Annotated in this window: 1 protein-coding gene (cut by a window edge); it reads left to right on the forward strand. The window is 61.8% G+C overall.

Features of this window, described 5'->3' with window-relative positions; translation table 11 throughout:
* Positions 1-17378 carry the 5' end (the start) of a syringopeptin non-ribosomal peptide synthetase SypC gene (gene sypC, locus PI739_RS19330; protein WP_271352106.1) on the forward strand. 23221 nt of this gene lie beyond the right edge of the window, so 17378 of the gene's 40599 nt are visible here — the first part of the coding sequence; it begins with the start codon at positions 1-3; its stop codon lies beyond the right edge, outside the window.

Raw genomic sequence — 17378 nt, forward strand, 5'->3', positions numbered from 1 at the left:
ATGCACTTCAGCGAATTGATGGCAGTTCTTTCCACGCACCCGATCCGTCTTCAACAGGAAGAAGATGATCTGGTGATTCTCGGAGACGACGAGGGGCTGGACAGTGCCACTCTTGAAAGCCTGAGCGTGCACAAGGCAGAACTGCTGACGCTGGTAGCTCGAATGGGCGGTGACTGGCTCAGTCCGGCGTTTCGCATTACCACGGACATGCTGCCGCTGGCCAATCTGAGCCAAGAGGCGATTGACAGAATCGTCGATGCGATACCGGGCGGGGCTGGCAATGTGCAGGACATCTATCCGCTGGCGCCTCTGCAGGAAGGGATTCTCTATCATCACCTGGCGGCCGGGCAGGGCGACCCGTATGTATTGCGGGCGTTGTTCGGGGCCGAGAGCCGCGAACGTCTCGACGACTTCGCCCAGGCACTGCAGGCGGTGATCGAACGCCATGACATCCTGCGCACGGCGATGGTTTGGGAAGGCCTAGACGAACCGGTGCAAGTGGTGTTGCGCGATGCGGCGCTGGCCGTGGATGAACTGACGCTGGACGTGGCTGACGGCGACATCGAAACCCAGTTGCACGAACGCTATGATTCCCGGCAGTTCCGCCTCGATTTACGCCAGGCCCCGTTGATGCGCATGGTCTGTGCTGAAGATCCGGCCAACGCTCGCTGGGTCGCTATCCTGCTGTTCCACCACATTGCCATTGACCACGCCGCGCTTGAGCTGGTGAAACACGAGATGCAGGCCTTTCTGCTCGGCGAAGGCCATGCCTTGCCCGAAGCAGTGCCGTATCGCAACTACGTGGCACAGGTTCGGCTGGGTGTCGGGGCTGATGCTCATCAAGGTTTTTTCCGCGAGATGCTGGCCGACATCGACGAGCCGACGCTGCCGTTCGGCGTGGTCGAAACGCTGGGCAGCGAGCAACTGATCGAAGATGTGCACCTGCCCGTCGATGAAGCGTTGAGCGCGCGCCTGCGCACACAGGCCCGGCAGCTTGGGGTCAGTGCCGCGAGCCTGCATCACCTCGCCTGGGCGCGGGTGGTGGGTGCACTGTCGGGCAAATCGGATGTGGTTTTCGGCACAGTGCTGATGGGCCGGATGCAGGGCGGCGACGGTGCCGATCGGGCACTGGGCATGTTCATCAACACCTTGCCGTTGCGGGTCAAGCTGGAAGGGCACGCGGTGCGTGAAGGGGTCAGAACCACCCACGCTCGACTGACTGCCTTGCTCGGTCATGAACATGCGTCCCTGGCCCAGGCCCAGCGTTGCAGCGGCGTGGCCGCACCGGCGCCGTTGTTCAATTCGCTGCTCAATTACCGTCACAGTGCCAGCGAATCGGTGGCTTCGGCCGAAGCGCTCCAGGCCTGGAATGGCTTGCAGAGCCTGGGCAGCGAGGAGCAGAGCACTTACCCGATCACTCTGTCGGTGGACGACCTGGGCCAGCGCTTCAGCCTGACGGTTCAGGCCCTGGCGCAGATCGGTGCACAGCGCATCGGCGAGTATATGTTGACGGCACTCGGCGCGCTGGTAGAGGCGCTGGAGCAGCAGCCGCAAACCCCTTTGCAGCGTCTGCAAGTCCTCTCTTCAGCCGAACGCCAGCAAGTGCTGCATGACTTCAATGACACGGCACGCGACTACCCACGCAACAGCAGCCTGCAGGAACTTTTCGAACAGCAAGTGGCGGCGCAGCCTGATGCACTTGCTGCTGTACAGAATGACCAGTGCCTGACCTACCGGGAATTGAACGGTCGCGCCAACGCGCTAGCTCGTCACCTGGTCGACCTCGGCGTGCAACCGGGTGAGCGGGTGGCATTGCTGCTGGAGCGTTCCCTTGATCTGCTGGCCGGTCAATTGGCCATTATCAAATGCGGGGCGGCATACGTGCCGCTGGACATCAACGCCCCCGCCGAACGTCAAGCGTTCATGCTGCAAGACTGCGGGGCGCGGCAAGTGTTGACGCTGGCTCGCCACGACCTGCCTGAAGGCATCCAGCGGATTGACCTTGACCTGCTGCAACTGCCAAGCGATGCGCACAACCCGGCATCATCAGCGTCCGCCGAATCGGTGGCCTACATCATGTACACCTCCGGTTCCACCGGTATGCCCAAAGGCGTATTGGTGCCGCACCGTGCTGTCAGCCGTCTGGTGATCAACAACGGTTACGCTGACTTCAATGCACAGGATCGTGTAGCGTTCGCCTCAAACCCGGCGTTCGACGCCAGCACCCTGGATGTCTGGGCGCCACTGCTCAATGGCGGCTGCGTGGTTGTGGTGGAGCAGTCGGTGTTGCTGTCTCTGGACGAGCTCCGCGCGCTGCTGTTGTCCCAGTCGGTCAGCGTGCTGTGGATGACCGCGGGCCTGTTCCATCAGTATGCCGACGGCCTGATGGAGGCCTTCGCGAAATTGCGCTACCTGATCGTCGGTGGTGATGTGCTGGACCCGGCGGTGATCGCCCGGGTATTGAAACAAGGCGCTCCGCGACACTTGCTCAACGGCTACGGCCCGACCGAAGCGACGACCTTTTCCACGACCCATGAGATCACCTCGGTCGGCAACGGCGGTATTCCTGTCGGTCGCCCGATTGGCAACAGCCAGGTTTATGTGCTCGATACCCTGCGCCAACCGGTGGCCGTGGGCGTGGGCGGGGAGCTGTATATCGGCGGGCAGGGCGTGGCCAAGGGTTACCTGAACCGTCCTGAGCTGAACGCCACACAGTTTGTCGACAATCCTTTCAGCGACGACGCTGGAGCCCTGTTGTACCGCACGGGTGACCTCGGCCGCTGGAACGCAGACGGGGTTATCGAGTATCTGGGCCGTAACGATGACCAGGTGAAAATCCGTGGTTTCCGTATCGAACTGGGTGAAATCGAAGCATGTCTGGTCGAATGCTCTGGCGTCAGGGAGGCCGTGGTGTTGGCCCGCCAGGACGAACCTGGGCAAAAGCGCCTGGTGGCATACGTGGTCGGCGAAGACAACAGCGCCTTGTCAGCGGTCGAACTGCGCCGCGAACTGGCGGCTTCTCTGGCCGAATACATGGTGCCAAGCGCCTTTATGGTGCTGGATTCTTTCCCGCTGACCGCCAACGGCAAGCTGGATCGCCGGGCCTTGCCGGCACCGGACGCTGACGCCTATGCCAGCCGTGAATTCGAGGCACCCGAGGGGGAAGTGGAAATCACCTTGGCGCGCTTGTGGTCCGAATTGCTCAACGTTGAGCGCGTCGGCCGCCACGATCACTTCTTTGAGCTCGGCGGGCATTCGCTACTGGCCGTCAGCCTGATCGAACGTATGCGTCAGGCGGGCCTGAGCGCCGATGTACGCGTGCTGTTCAGCCAGCCCACGCTGGCCGCACTGGCCGCAGCCGTCGGCGCAGGCCATGACATCAAGGTACCCGCCAACCTGATAGACAAAGGCTGCGAGCGCATCACCCCGGAGCTGTTGCCACTGGCGAATCTGACCCAGGTGCAGATCGACCAAGTGGTCGCTACCGTACCCGGCGGCGTGGCAAATGTTCAGGATATCTACGCGCTGGCACCGTTGCAGGAAGGCATTCTCTATCACCACATGGCAGCCGAGCAGGGCGACCCCTATGTGCTGCAGAGCCAGTTTGCCTTTGATGACCGCGAGCGCCTGGACGCCTTCGTTCAAGCCTTGCAGATGGTTATCGACCGGCATGACATTCTGCGTACCGGGGTGGTCTGGGACGGTCTGGACTCACCCGTGCAGGTGGTCTGGCGTGAAGCGAAATTACACCTTGAGGGGCTTGAACTTGACCCGGCGGACGGAGAGATCGGCGCGCAACTGCATAGCCGCTTCGATCCGCGTCACTACTGCCTCGATATGACTCAAGCGCCACTGATGCGCCTGGTCCATGCCGAGGACCCGCTCAACCAGCGAATTATCGCGATGCTGCTTTTCCATCATATGGCCCTGGACCATATGGCCATGGAAGTGGTGCAGCATGAAATGCAGGCCTGGCTGTTGGGCGAGGCAGAATCCTTGTCGGCGCCGGTGCCCTATCGCAATTACCTGGCTCAGGCGCGTCTGGGGGTCAGCCAGGCGGATCATGAAGTGTTTTTCCGCGACATGCTGGGCGATATCGACGAACCGACGCTGCCTTTCGGCCTGCAGGATGTGCAGGGCGATGGCCGTGATATCGAAGAAGCCGCTCTTGTCGTGGACAGCCAGTTGAACCTGCGACTGCGTGCTCAGGCCCGACAACAGGGTGTGAGTGCCGCGAGTCTGGTGCATCTGGCGTGGGCTCAGGTGCTGGGCAAGGTTTCCGATCGTCGCGATGTGGTGTTCGGTACTGTACTGCTGGGCCGTATGCAGGCCGGCGAGGGCGCTGACAGGGCGCTGGGAATGTTCATCAATACCTTGCCGCTGCGGGTCGCCGTAGGCGGGCAAGGGGTACGCGCCGGGGTCAAGGCAACACACGCGCAACTTACCGCGTTGCTCGCTCACGAACATGCCTCACTGGCGTTGGCCCAGCGTTGCAGCGGTGTAGCCGCACCAACGCCACTGTTCAGCGCACTGCTCAATTACCGCCACAGCGCGGTGGGCAGCGCTGCAGAACAAACTGCCCAGGCCTGGCAGGGTATTCAAGCCCTGAACAGTGAAGAACGCACCAACTATCCATTGACCTTGAACGTCGATGACCTTGGTGACGGCTTCAAACTGACCGCGCTGGCGGCGAGCACGGTCGGTGCGCAGCGTGTGTGTGGCTACATGCACACGGCGCTGGAACAACTGGTGGACGCGCTTGAGTTAATGCCACAAGCGTCGTTGCAAAGTCTGTCGATTCTGCCAGCTGTCGAGCGTGATCATTTGCTGGTGGATTTCAATGACACCGCGCTGGATTACCCGCAGCAGCAGACCATTCACGGGCTGTTTGAAGCACAGGTCGAGCTTACGCCGCAGGCTCTTGCGGTCGTCCACGGCGAACAGCGCCTGACGTATCGCGAGCTTAACGAGCAGGCCAACCGCCTGGCCCATGCCTTGCGCAAGCAGGGCGTTCAGCCGGATTCGCGGGTAGGCATTTGTGTAGAACGCGGCGTGGAGATGGTCATCGGCTTGTTGGCGATCCTCAAGGCGGGCGGCGGTTACGTGCCACTCGACCCGGCTTATCCAGCGGAACGTATCGCTTACATGTTGCAGGACAGCGCTCCGGCCGCAGTGCTGGCGCAAACCGCGACTCAGGGCTTGCTGGCCGACGCTTCAGTACCTGTCATCAATCTTGATCTGAGCGATTGGCAGGACCAATCCGTCCAGAATCCGCAGGTACAGGGGCTGACTTCAGCGCATCTGGCCTACCTGATCTACACCTCGGGTTCCACCGGCCTGCCGAAAGGCGTGATGATCGAACACCGCAATACTGTGAACTTCCTCAGTTGGGCGCACACGGCTTTTGACGGCTCTGCACTGGAAAAAACACTGTTTTCCACCTCGCTGAACTTCGACCTCGCGGTCTACGAGTGTTTTGCACCGCTGACCTCGGGCGGCAGCATCGAAGTCGTCAAAAACGTGCTGGAACTGCAACACGGCGAGCACGATATCGGCCTGATCAACACCGTACCATCGGCGCTCAAGGCCTTGCTGGAAGTCGATGGACTGCCGAAATCGGTCCATACAGTCAACGTCGCCGGTGAAGCGCTGAAACGCAGCCTCGTGGAAAACCTGTTCGAAAAAACCGGCGTGCAGCGCCTGTGCAACCTCTACGGCCCATCCGAAACGACCACCTATTCAAGCTGGGTGGCAATGGATCGTGAAGATGGCTTCGCAGCTCACATCGGCAAGCCGGTCGGCAATACACAGTTTTACCTGCTGGACGAACAGCAACAGCCTGTGCCACTGGGCGTTGCCGGTGAGATCTACATCGGCGGTGCTGGCGTGGCGCGCGGTTATCTGAACCGTGACGACCTGACTGCCGAGCGTTTCCTCAAAGACCCGTTCAGCCAAAACCCAGCGGCACGCATGTACCGTACCGGCGACCTTGGCCGTTATCTGCCAGACGGTAATATCGAATACCTCGGCCGTAACGACGATCAGGTGAAAATCCGCGGCTTCCGTATCGAACTGGGCGAGATCGATGCGCGTCTGGCCAAACACCCGGCCGTCCACGAAGCCGTAGTGACAGCCCGCGAAGATGTGCCGGGCGACAAGCGTCTGGTGGCTTATTACACCTTGGCGACCGGAAACACCGTGGTCGACATCGATAACCTGCGCAGGCATTTGCAGGAAAAGCTGCCTGAGTACATGGTGCCGGCCATTTATGTGCGGCTTGAGGCCATGCCGCTGACCCCGAACGGCAAACTCGACCGCAAGGCTTTGCCAGCACCGGACGCCGATGCACTGATCAGCCGTGGCTACGAAGCTCCACAAGGTGAAACCGAAACGCAGATCGCGGCCATCTGGCAAGAGCTGCTGGGCGTTGCCCGGATTGGTCGTCACGACAACTTTTTCGAACTCGGCGGTCACTCGCTGCTGGCAGTCAGCCTGATCGGACGTATGCGCCAGTTGGGTCTGAGCACCGATATACGCGTGCTGTTCAGTCAGCCGACGTTATCTGCACTGGCTGCCGCAGTCGGCGGTAGCACGGACATCGTGGTGCCAGCCAATCTGATCACCGAGGATTGCCAACGCATTACGTCTGAACTACTGCCACTGGCCAACCTGACCCAGGCACAGATCGACCAGGTGGTTGCCAGCGTGCCGGGCGGCGTGGCGAATGTGCAGGACATCTACCCGTTGGCGCCGTTGCAGGAAGGCATTCTCTATCACCACATCGCCGCCGAGCAGGGCGATCCGTATGTGCTGCAGGCGCATTTCGCCTTTGACGACCACGCGTGCCTGGACGCTTTCGTCCAGGCTTTGCAGGCAGTTATTGATCGACACGACATTCTGCGCACCGGTGTAATCTGGAAAGGCCTGGACTCACCCGTACAAGTGGTCTGGCGCCACGCGCAATTGCCTCTTGAGGCGTTGCAACTCGACCCCGCAGCCGGTGATGTCAGCGCGCAACTGCACAGCCGCTTCGACCCGCGTCACCACCGCCTGGATGTCACTCAGGCACCGCTGATGCGCTTGGCCTACGCCGAAGACCCCCTGAACCAGCGGATCTGCGCGATGCTCCTGTTCCACCACATGGTCCTCGATAACATGGCGATGGCCGTGGTACAGCATGAAATGCAGGCCTGGCTGTTGGGCGAAGCTCAAAACCTGTCGACACCGGTGCCATACCGCAATTATGTGGCCCAGGCGCGACTGGGTGTCAGCCAGGCCGAGCACGAAGCGTTTTTCCGCGACATGCTCGGGGATGTGGACGAGCCGACGCTGCCATTCGGCCTGCTGGATGTGCAGGGCGATGGCCTTGATATCGAGGAAGCCAACCTGGCGCTGGCCCCTCGGTTGAACCTGAGACTGCGCGCTCAGGCCCGACAACAGGGCGTGAGCGCCGCCAGTCTGCTGCACCTGGCCTGGGCTCAGGTGTTGAGCACGGTTTCCAACAGGCAGGACGTAGTGTTCGGCACCGTGCTGATGGGCCGGATGCAGGCAGGGGAAGGCGCCGAGCGGGCCTTGGGGATGTTCATCAACACCTTGCCGCTGCGGGTTTCAGTGGGCGGAAAGAGCGTGCGTGACGCGGTCAAGGCCACCCATGAGCGTCTGACTGCCTTGCTGGGTCACGAACATGCTTCGCTGGCGCTGGCTCAGCGTTGCAGCGGCATTGCCGCACCGACGCCACTGTTCAGTTCGCTGCTCAACTATCGCCACAGTGCGCCTGGCAGCGTATCCGAGCGGGCTACCCAGGCCTGGCAGGGTATTCATACGCTGAACAGCGAAGAACGCACCAACTATCCATTGACCTTGAACGTCGATGACTCCGGTGAAGGCTTCAACCTGAACATGCTGGTCAGCAGTACCGTGGGTGCCAAACGGGTCTGCGCTTACATGCAGACTGTGCTGGAGCATCTGGTGGATGTGCTGGAACAGTCACCGTCCTCGGCCCTCGGCCGCCTGCCGGTCCTGCCTGCTGCCGAACGTGAGCAGTTGCTGGTGGCGTTCAACGACACCGCGCTGGATTACCCGCAGCAACAGACCATTCACGGGCTGTTCGAAGCACAAGTCGAGCGCACGCCAGATGATGTGGCCGTAGTGCATGGCGAACAACATCTGACCTATCGCGAGCTTAACGAGCAGGCCAACCGCCTGGCGCATGCCTTGCGCAAACAGGGCGTGCAGCCGGATTCGCGGGTCGGGATCTGTGTAGAACGCGGTGTGGAGATGGTCGTCGGTTTGCTGGCGATCCTCAAGGCGGGCGGCGGTTATGTGCCGCTCGACCCGGCGTATCCAGCGGAACGTATTGCTTACATGTTGCAGGACAGCGTGCCTGCCGCTGTGTTGGCGCAGTCGGCAACTGAGGCGCTGCTGACCGACGTTTCGGTGCCTGTTATCAATCTTGATCAGTGCAACTGGCAGGACGAATCCGTCCAGAATCCGCAGGTGCCGGGGCTGACTTCAGCGCATCTGGCGTACCTGATCTACACCTCGGGTTCGACCGGCCTGCCAAAAGGCGTAATGATCGAACACCGCAACACCGTGAACTTCCTGAGCTGGGCACACACGGCTTTTGACGGGGCAGCACTGGAAAAAACGCTGTTCTCCACTTCGCTGAACTTCGACCTCGCGGTCTACGAGTGCTTCGCGCCGCTGACCTCGGGCGGCAGCATCGAAGTCGTCAGGAACGTGCTGGAACTGCAACACGGCGACCACGATATCGGCCTGATCAACACCGTGCCGTCGGCGCTGAAAGCACTGCTGGAAGTTAACGGCCTGCCGGAATCTGTGCACACCGTGAACGTGGCGGGTGAAGCACTGAAACGCAGCCTGGTTGAATCGCTGTTCGAAAAAACTGACGTGCAGCGCCTGTGCAACCTCTACGGCCCCTCGGAAACCACCACCTACTCAAGCTGGGTGGCGATGGATCGCGAAGACGGCTTCGCTGCGCACATCGGCAAACCAGTGGGCAATACGCAGTTCTACCTGCTGAATGAACAGCAACAGCCCGTTCCACTGGGCGTTGTGGGCGAGATCTACATCGGCGGGGCCGGTGTGGCGCGCGGTTACCTGAACCGTGACGACCTGACTGCCGAACGCTTCCTCAAGGACCCTTTCAGCCAACAGCCTGCGGCACGCATGTACCGCACCGGCGACCTTGGCCGGTATCTGCCAGACGGCAATATCGAATACCTGGGCCGTAACGACGATCAGGTGAAAATCCGCGGCTTCCGTATCGAATTGGGCGAGATCGATGCACGCCTGGCCAAACACCCGGCGATCCACGAAGCCGTAGTGACTGCCCGAGAAGACATTCCCGGCGACAAGCGTCTGGCGGCTTATTACACCCTGAGCGCAGGGCAGGCTTCGGTGGACATCGATAGCCTGCGCGGCTGGCTGCAGGAACAACTGCCGGCCCACATGATCCCGGCGGCCTATGTGCTGCTCGACGCAATGCCGCTGACCCCGAACGGTAAACTCGACCGCAAGGCCCTGCCAGCACCGGACGGTAATGCACTGATCCGTGGCGGCTACGAGGAGCCACAAGGCACAGCCGAAATCACTCTGGCGAAGATCTGGAGCGACTTGCTCAAGATCGAGCGTGTCGGTCGCCACGACCACTTCTTTGAACTGGGCGGTCATTCGCTGCTGGCAGTGAGTCTGATTGAACGTATGCGCCAGGCCGGCCTGAGCGCCAACGTGCGTTCGCTGTTCAGCCAGCCGACCCTCGCGGCACTGGCTGCGTCGGCAGGCGCGGTCGACGAGCTGGTCATTCCGGCCAACGGCATTCCTGCGGACTGCCGGAGAATCACTCCGGACATGCTGCCGTTGATCGACCTGAATCAGGAGCAGATCGACCAGGTGGTGGCCTGCGTGCCCGGTGGCGCAGCGAACGTGCAGGACATCTATCCGTTGGCGCCGTTGCAGGAAGGCATTCTCTACCACCACATCAGCGCCGAACGGGGCGACCCCTATGTGTTGCAGGCGCAGTTTGCCTTTGACAGCCGCGCACACGTTGACACCTTCGCCAAAGCGCTGCAAATGGTCATCGACCGCCATGACATTCTGCGCACGTCCATGCACTGGGAAAGCCTTGATGAACCGTTGCAGGTGGTCTGGCGCCAGGTCGAGCTAGGCGTCGAAGAAGTTCAACTCAACCCCAGGCTGGGTGATGTAACCCGTCAGTTGCAGGAGCGCCTTGACCCACGCCAGATACGCCTGGACATCCGTCAGGCACCCTTGATGCGCATGGTGTGTGCTTTGGACACCGTTAACCAGCGCTGGGTGGCGATCTTGATGTTCCACCACATGATCCTCGACCACACCGCGCTGGATCAGGTGCAGCATGAAATGCGGGTCTGCCTGCTCGGTCAGGCCGAGCAACTTGGCGACTCCATTCCCTACCGCAATTATGTCGCTCAGGCCCGACAAAGCCTGAACGAGCAGGATCACGAGCAGTTCTTCCAGGACATGCTCGGCGACATCGACGAGCCGACGCTGCCATTCGGCCTGCACGATGTGCAAGGCGACGGCAGCGCTCTCGATCATGCCCGCCTGCAGCTGGACGGCGCTTTGAACCAACGCTTGAGAGTTCAGGCGCGGCAACTTGGGGTCAGTGCGGCGAGCCTGATCCACCTGGCGTTCGCGCAGATGCTGGGCCGCGTCAGCGGACGTGAACACGTGGTGTTCGGCACCATCCTGATGGGCCGGATGCAGAGCGGTCGAGGTGCCGAACGAGCCCTTGGCATGTTCATCAACACCTTGCCACTACGGATAGACCTGGGCGACCAGGGCGTGCGTGAAGGGGTCAAGGCCACGCATCGGCGCTTGACCGGCTTACTCGGCCACGAGCATGCGTCCCTGGCGCTGGCCCAGCGTTGCAGTGGCGTGGTCGCACCGACGCCGCTGTTCAGCGCCTTGCTCAATTATCGCCATAGCAACGTCGCCGTGACCGATGAGGCACTGACGGCGTGGAATGGCATGCAGTCGCTGGGGCTGGCCGATGAAGAGCGCACCAACTACCCATTGACCGTCAACGTTGACGATACGGGTGAAGGTTTTCTGTTCACCTCGCTGGTCACGGCGAGCATCGGCGCGCAGCGTGTGTGTGACTATTTGCAACTGGCCGTAGAGGGGCTGATCGATGCGCTGGAACAGGCACCGCAAACCCCGCTGCATGCTATTTCAATATTGCCGCTCAGCGAGCGTAAGCAGTTGCTCGAACAGTGGAACGAGCCCGGCAACACCTATGCACACGAAACACCGATCCACCAGCAATTCGAAGCCCGCGCTACAGAACGACCAGACGCCGTGGCGCTGGTATTCGAAGATCAAACCCTGAGCTACGGCGAACTCAACGCCCGCGCCAACCAGGTCGCGCATCGCTTGCTGGCATTGGGCGTGCGCCCGGATGATCGCGTGGCGATCTGCGTCGAGCGTGGCCCGGCGATGATTATCGGCTTGCTGGGTATCCTCAAATCCGGTGCCGGTTATGTACCGCTTGATCCGGCTTACCCGCTGGAGCGCCTGGCCTATACCCTCGGCGACAGCACGCCGGTGGCGTTGTTGAGCCAGCAGACCGTGCAGCAAGCCTTGCCAGTGACGGAACTGCCAATCATCAGTCTTGACGATGCCGACTTGCAAGACGAATCCGTGTGCAATCCGCAGGTAGCGGTCAAGTCCAGCGACCTGGCCTATGTGATCTATACCTCCGGCTCCACCGGCCTGCCCAAGGGCGTGATGGTCGAGCATCGCAACGTTGCAAGGCTGTTCTCGGCCACTGAAGAGTGGTTCGGTTTCAATGAACAGGATGTCTGGGCGCTGTTCCACTCGTTCGCCTTTGACTTCTCGGTCTGGGAAATCTGGGGCGCATTGCTGCACGGCGGACGTCTGTTGATCGTGCCGCAACTGGTCAGCCGCTCGCCGGAAGACTTCTACACATTGCTATGCAGCGCTGGGGTAACGGTGCTCAACCAGACGCCGAGCGCGTTCCGGCAACTGATTGCTGCCCAGGGCGAGAACGCGCAGGCGCATTCGCTGCGTCAGGTGATTTTCGGTGGTGAAGCGCTGGAAACGGCGATGCTCAAGCCGTGGTATGCCCGCAACGTGAATGCCGAGACACAACTGGTGAACATGTACGGAATTACCGAAACCACGGTGCATGTGACCTATCACCCGTTGCAGGCCGACGATGCACAGCGTAGCGGTTCCAGCCCGATCGGCCGGCGCATTCCCGATTTGCAACTGTATGTCCTCGACACCAATGGCGAGCCGGTACCGGTCGGCGTGGTTGGCGAGCTGTATGTCGGCGGCGCCGGTGTGGCGCGTGGCTACCTGAACCGTGAAGCACTGACGGCCGAGCGTTTTATCGACAACCCGTTCAGTACGGCGCCGGGTGCGCGCCTGTATCGCACCGGCGACCTCGGACGCTGGCTGGCCGATGGCAGCCTGGAATACCTGGGCCGTAACGACGAACAGGTCAAGATTCGCGGTTTCCGTATCGAACTGGGCGAGATCGAAGCACAACTGGCCGCGTGTGACGCTGTACAGGATGCGCTGGTGCTGGTGCGTGAGGACGAGCCCGGTGACAAGCGTCTGGTGGCCTACGTCATCGGTACGGCGGGACTGGAACCGGACGCTACGCAACTGCGCGAGCAACTGCGCCTGTCGCTGGCCGAGTACATGCTGCCAAGCGCCTTTGTCAGCCTGGAAAGTTTCCCGCTGACGGCCAACGGCAAGCTCGACCGCAAGGCTTTGCCAGCACCCGACCGCTCGGCGGTGGCCAGTCGCGGCTATGAAGCACCTGAAAACGATACCGAGATGGCCATTGCGCGTATCTGGCAAGACCTGCTGCAACTGGAGCAGGTTGGTCGTCATGACAATTTCTTTGAGCTGGGCGGCCACTCGCTGCTGGCCGTGAAACTGATCGAGCGCATGCGCCAGATCGATCTGGTTGCCGATGTGCGCGTGCTGTTCAGCCAGCCGACCCTGTCTGCCCTGGCGGCCGCAGTGGGCGGGAAGGGTGCTGTAGAAGCCCCCGCTAACCTTATTCCCGCCGGCTGTGAGCGCATCACCCCGGACATGCTGCCGCTGGTGTCGCTGAGCCAGGACGATATCGACCGCGTGGTGGCAAGCGTGCCCGGCGGCCTGGCCAACGTGCAGGACATCTATGCCCTGGCACCGTTGCAGGAGGGGATTTTGTATCACCACCTTGCCGCAGTCGAAGGTGACCCGTACCTGCAATATGCACTGTTTGCCTTTGACAGCCTCGAGCGGCTGCACAGTTTCGCTCAGGCCCTGCAAGGCGTGATCGCCCGCCACGATATCCTGCGCACCGCGATGCTTTGGGAGCGTCTCGACGCACCCGTGCAGGTGGTCTGGCGTGAGGCAACTCTGGGCCTGGATGAGCAGGTGCTGGACCCGGCCGAAGGCGACATCACCGAACAACTGATCAAGCGCCTGGACCCTCGTCACACGCGTCTGGACATCCGTCAGGCGCCGATGCTGCGTATCGGCTATGCACAGGACGCGGCGAATAATCGCTGGCTGGGCATGCTGCTGTTCCATCACCTGGTGGACGATGCCACCTCGCTGCGCATTCTCACCAGTGAAATCGAGGCGTACATGCTCGGGCAGCAAGCCTCGCTGCCACCGTCCGTGCCTTATCGCAACTACGTGGCCCAGGCAATGCTCGGTGTCAGCCGTGAAGAGCACGAGGCGTTTTTCCACGACATGCTCGGTGACGTCGATGAGCCGACGCTGCCATTCGGCCTGCAGGACGTGCAGGGCGACGGAAGCGGTATCGAGGAAGTACGCCAGGTGGTCGACATCGACCTGAGCCGCCGCCTGCGCGTGCAGGCCCGACAGCTCGGGGTCAGCTCCGCCAGCCTTTATCACCTGGCCTGGGCCCGTGTACTGGGCGCTGCATCCGGCAAGGACGATGTGGTGTTCGGCACCGTATTGCTCGGTCGTCTGCAGGGCGGTGCCGGGTCTGACAGGGCGCTGGGGATGTTCATCAACACCTTGCCGTTGCGTGTCACGCTGGGCGAGCAGGGCGTGCGCAGCGGTCTGAAAGCCACCCACGCACGACTCAGCGGGCTGCTGGCCCATGAGCACGCCTCGCTGGTACTGGCCCAACGTTGCAGTGGTGTACCCGCTTCGACGCCATTGTTCAGCTCGCTGCTCAACTTTCGCCATACCGGTGATCTCGACGCAAGTGACCAGGCGCTGGTCGCCTGGGAAGGCATTCAGGCGCTGCATGGCGAAGAACGCACCAACTACCCGCTGACCTTGTGCGTGGATGATCTGGGCGAAGGTTTCGCCTTGACCGTCATGACCGAAGGGCAGATCGGTGCCAAACGTGTGTGTACCTACATGCACTGTGTGCTGGAAAATCTGGTGCAAGCACTGGAACAGACCCCGGACGCTGCGCTGGGAGCGCTGAATATCCTGCCCGCGATCGAGCGCCAGCAACTGCTGGAAAGCTGGAACACTCCGCATGCCCTGCAGGCCGACGACACCCTGATTCACCGTACCTTCGAAGCCTGGGTGGTGGCGCAGCCGAATGCCGTGGCCTTGCATTACGAAGACCGCACCCTGACCTATGCCGAGCTGAACACTCGCGCCAATCAGGTGGCCCATTATCTGCTGGGCCTGGGCGTGCAGCCAGATGACCGGGTAGCGATCTGTGTCGAGCGCAGCCTGGAAATGATCGTCGGTCTGCTCGGGGTGCTCAAGGCCGGTGCCGGTTACGTGCCGATTGACCCGGCCTATCCGGCCGAGCGTATCGCCTACCAGGTGCAGGACAGCGCACCGATGGCGGTGCTGGCCGATGCTGCAGGGCTGGCGCTGCTGGGCACGTTCGATGGCCCACGCATGGATTTGCACAGTCCGGCGTTGCAGGCCCAACCGGGTCACAATCCACAGCTGACCGGGCTCAGCCCGCGCCACCTGGCGTACGTCATCTACACCTCCGGTTCGACCGGCCTGCCCAAGGGCGTAATGGTCGAGCATCGCAACGTGGCCCGTTTGTTCTCGGCCACACAGAGCTGGTTTGGTTTCAACGAGCAGGATGTCTGGGCGTTGTTCCATTCATTCGCCTTCGACTTCTCGGTCTGGGAAATCTGGGGTGCGCTGTTGCACGGCGGGCGTTTGTTTATCGTGCCGCAGCTGGTCAGCCGCTCCCCGCAAGACTGCTACGCGCTGTTGTGCAGCGCCGAAGTGACGGTGCTCAACCAGACTCCGAGCGCGTTCCGCCAGTTGCTCAACGCCCAGGGCGAGAGCGATCAGCGACATTCCTTGCGCCAGGTGATTTTTGGTGGCGAAGCGCTGGACACCGGGATGCTCAAGCCTTGGTACGCCAGGGTGATCAACGCCGGTACGCAATTGGTGAACATGTATGGCATCACCGAAACCACGGTGCATGTGACCTACCACCCCTTGGTGGCGGCAGATGCGCAGCGGGCGGGCGTGAGTCCTATCGGTGTGCGCATTCCCGATTTGCAGTTGTATGTACTCGATGCACGTCGCGAGCCGGTGCCGGTGGGTGTTGTTGGCGAGCTGTATGTCGGCGGTGCCGGTGTCGCGCGGGGCTACTTGAACCGTGAAGCGCTGACCGCCGAGCGTTTCCTGGCGAACCCGTTCAGCAAGGATCCTCAAGCGCGCCTGTACCGAACCGGCGACCTGGGTCGCTGGATGGCTGACGGCAGTCTCGATTACCTGGGCCGCAACGACGACCAGGTCAAGATCCGTGGCTTCCGTATCGAGCTGGGAGAAATTCAGGCGGTGCTGGCTGCCTGCGATACGGTCCGCGAAGCGCTGGTGCTGGTCCGCGAGGATCAACCGGGTGACAAGCGCCTGGTGGCCTATGTGATCGCCGAGCCGGGCCACGAGATCGTCGCGGCTGACTTGCGTGCGCGGTTGCTGCTGTCTCTGGCCGACTACATGGTGCCCAGTGCTTTTGTGGCACTGGACAGCTTCCCCCTGACCGCCAACGGCAAGCTCGACCAAAAGGCATTGCCTGCACCGGATGCGCAGGCACTGGCAATGCGCGAATACGCGCCGCCAGAGGGCGATGTCGAGATCGCCATCGCGCAGATCTGGCAGTCCCTGCTGCAAGTGCCGCAGGTCGGCCGCCACGATCATTTCTTCGAACTGGGCGGGCATTCGCTGCTGGCCGTCAAACTGATCGAGCGCATGCGCCAGATCGACCTGTCGGCTGACGTGCGCGTGCTGTTCAGCCAGCCGACCCTGGCCGCACTCGCTGCGGCGGTGGGCGGGTACACCGACGTGCAAGTGCCGGATAACCTGATCGTGCCGGGCTGCGAGCGTATTACCCCGGACATGCTGCCGCTGGCTGACCTCGATCAGGCAGGGATTGATCGGGTCGTCGCCAGCGTGCCGGGCGGCCTGGCCAACATTCAGGACATCTACGCCCTGGCCCCCTTGCAGGAAGGCATTCTCTATCACCATCTGGCCGCGGATGAAGGTGACCCCTACATCTTGCAGATGCTCTTCACGTTCGATGATCGCGAGTGCCTGGCCGGTTTCGCCGCGGCCTTGCAGAGCGTGGTCGAACGTCACGACATCCTGCGCACCAGCGTGGTCTGGGAGGGGCTTGAGCAGCCGGTGCAGGTGGTATGGCGCAACGCGAAACTGAGCCTGGAAGAGGTGGCCATCGATCCGCTCGACGGTGACGTGCTGACACGACTGCGCGAGCGCTTTGACCCACGGCACTATCGCCTGGACATCGGCCAGGCGCCGCTGATGCGTATTGCCTACGCCGAGGACACCACCCACCAGCGTCTGGTCGGCATGTTGCTGTTCCACCATCTGGCGCTGGATCACACCTCTCTGGAAGTGGTAGTGGAGGAAATGCAGGCCAGCCTGCAGGGTCATATCGAGCAATTGCCGGCCTCCGTGCCTTATCGCAACCATGTGGCACAGGCGCGTCTGGGTATCAGCCAGGCTGAACACGAAGCGTTTTTCCGCGACATGCTCGGCGACATCGACGAACCGACTCTGGCTTACGGCATACAGGACGTGCAGGGCGATGGCAGTGGCATCGAGGAAGTGAATCAGTTACTCGACAGCCAACTGAGCAGCCGTATACGCAGCATTGCGCGGCAGTTGGGGGTCAGCGCTGCAAGCCTGGCCCACCTGGCATGGGCTCAGGTGGCAGGTCGGGTCTCGGGGCGCGAAGAAGTCGTGTTCGGCACCGTACTGATGGGCAGGATGCAGGGCGGCAACGGTGCCGACCGGGCGCTGGGCATGTTCATCAACACCTTGCCGTTGCGCATCAGCGTCGGCAGCCAGAGCGCTCTGGCGGC

The sequence above is a fragment of the Pseudomonas cerasi genome (assembly GCF_027983475.1).
In the GTDB taxonomy this organism is placed as follows: Bacteria; Pseudomonadota; Gammaproteobacteria; order Pseudomonadales; family Pseudomonadaceae; genus Aquipseudomonas; species Aquipseudomonas cerasi.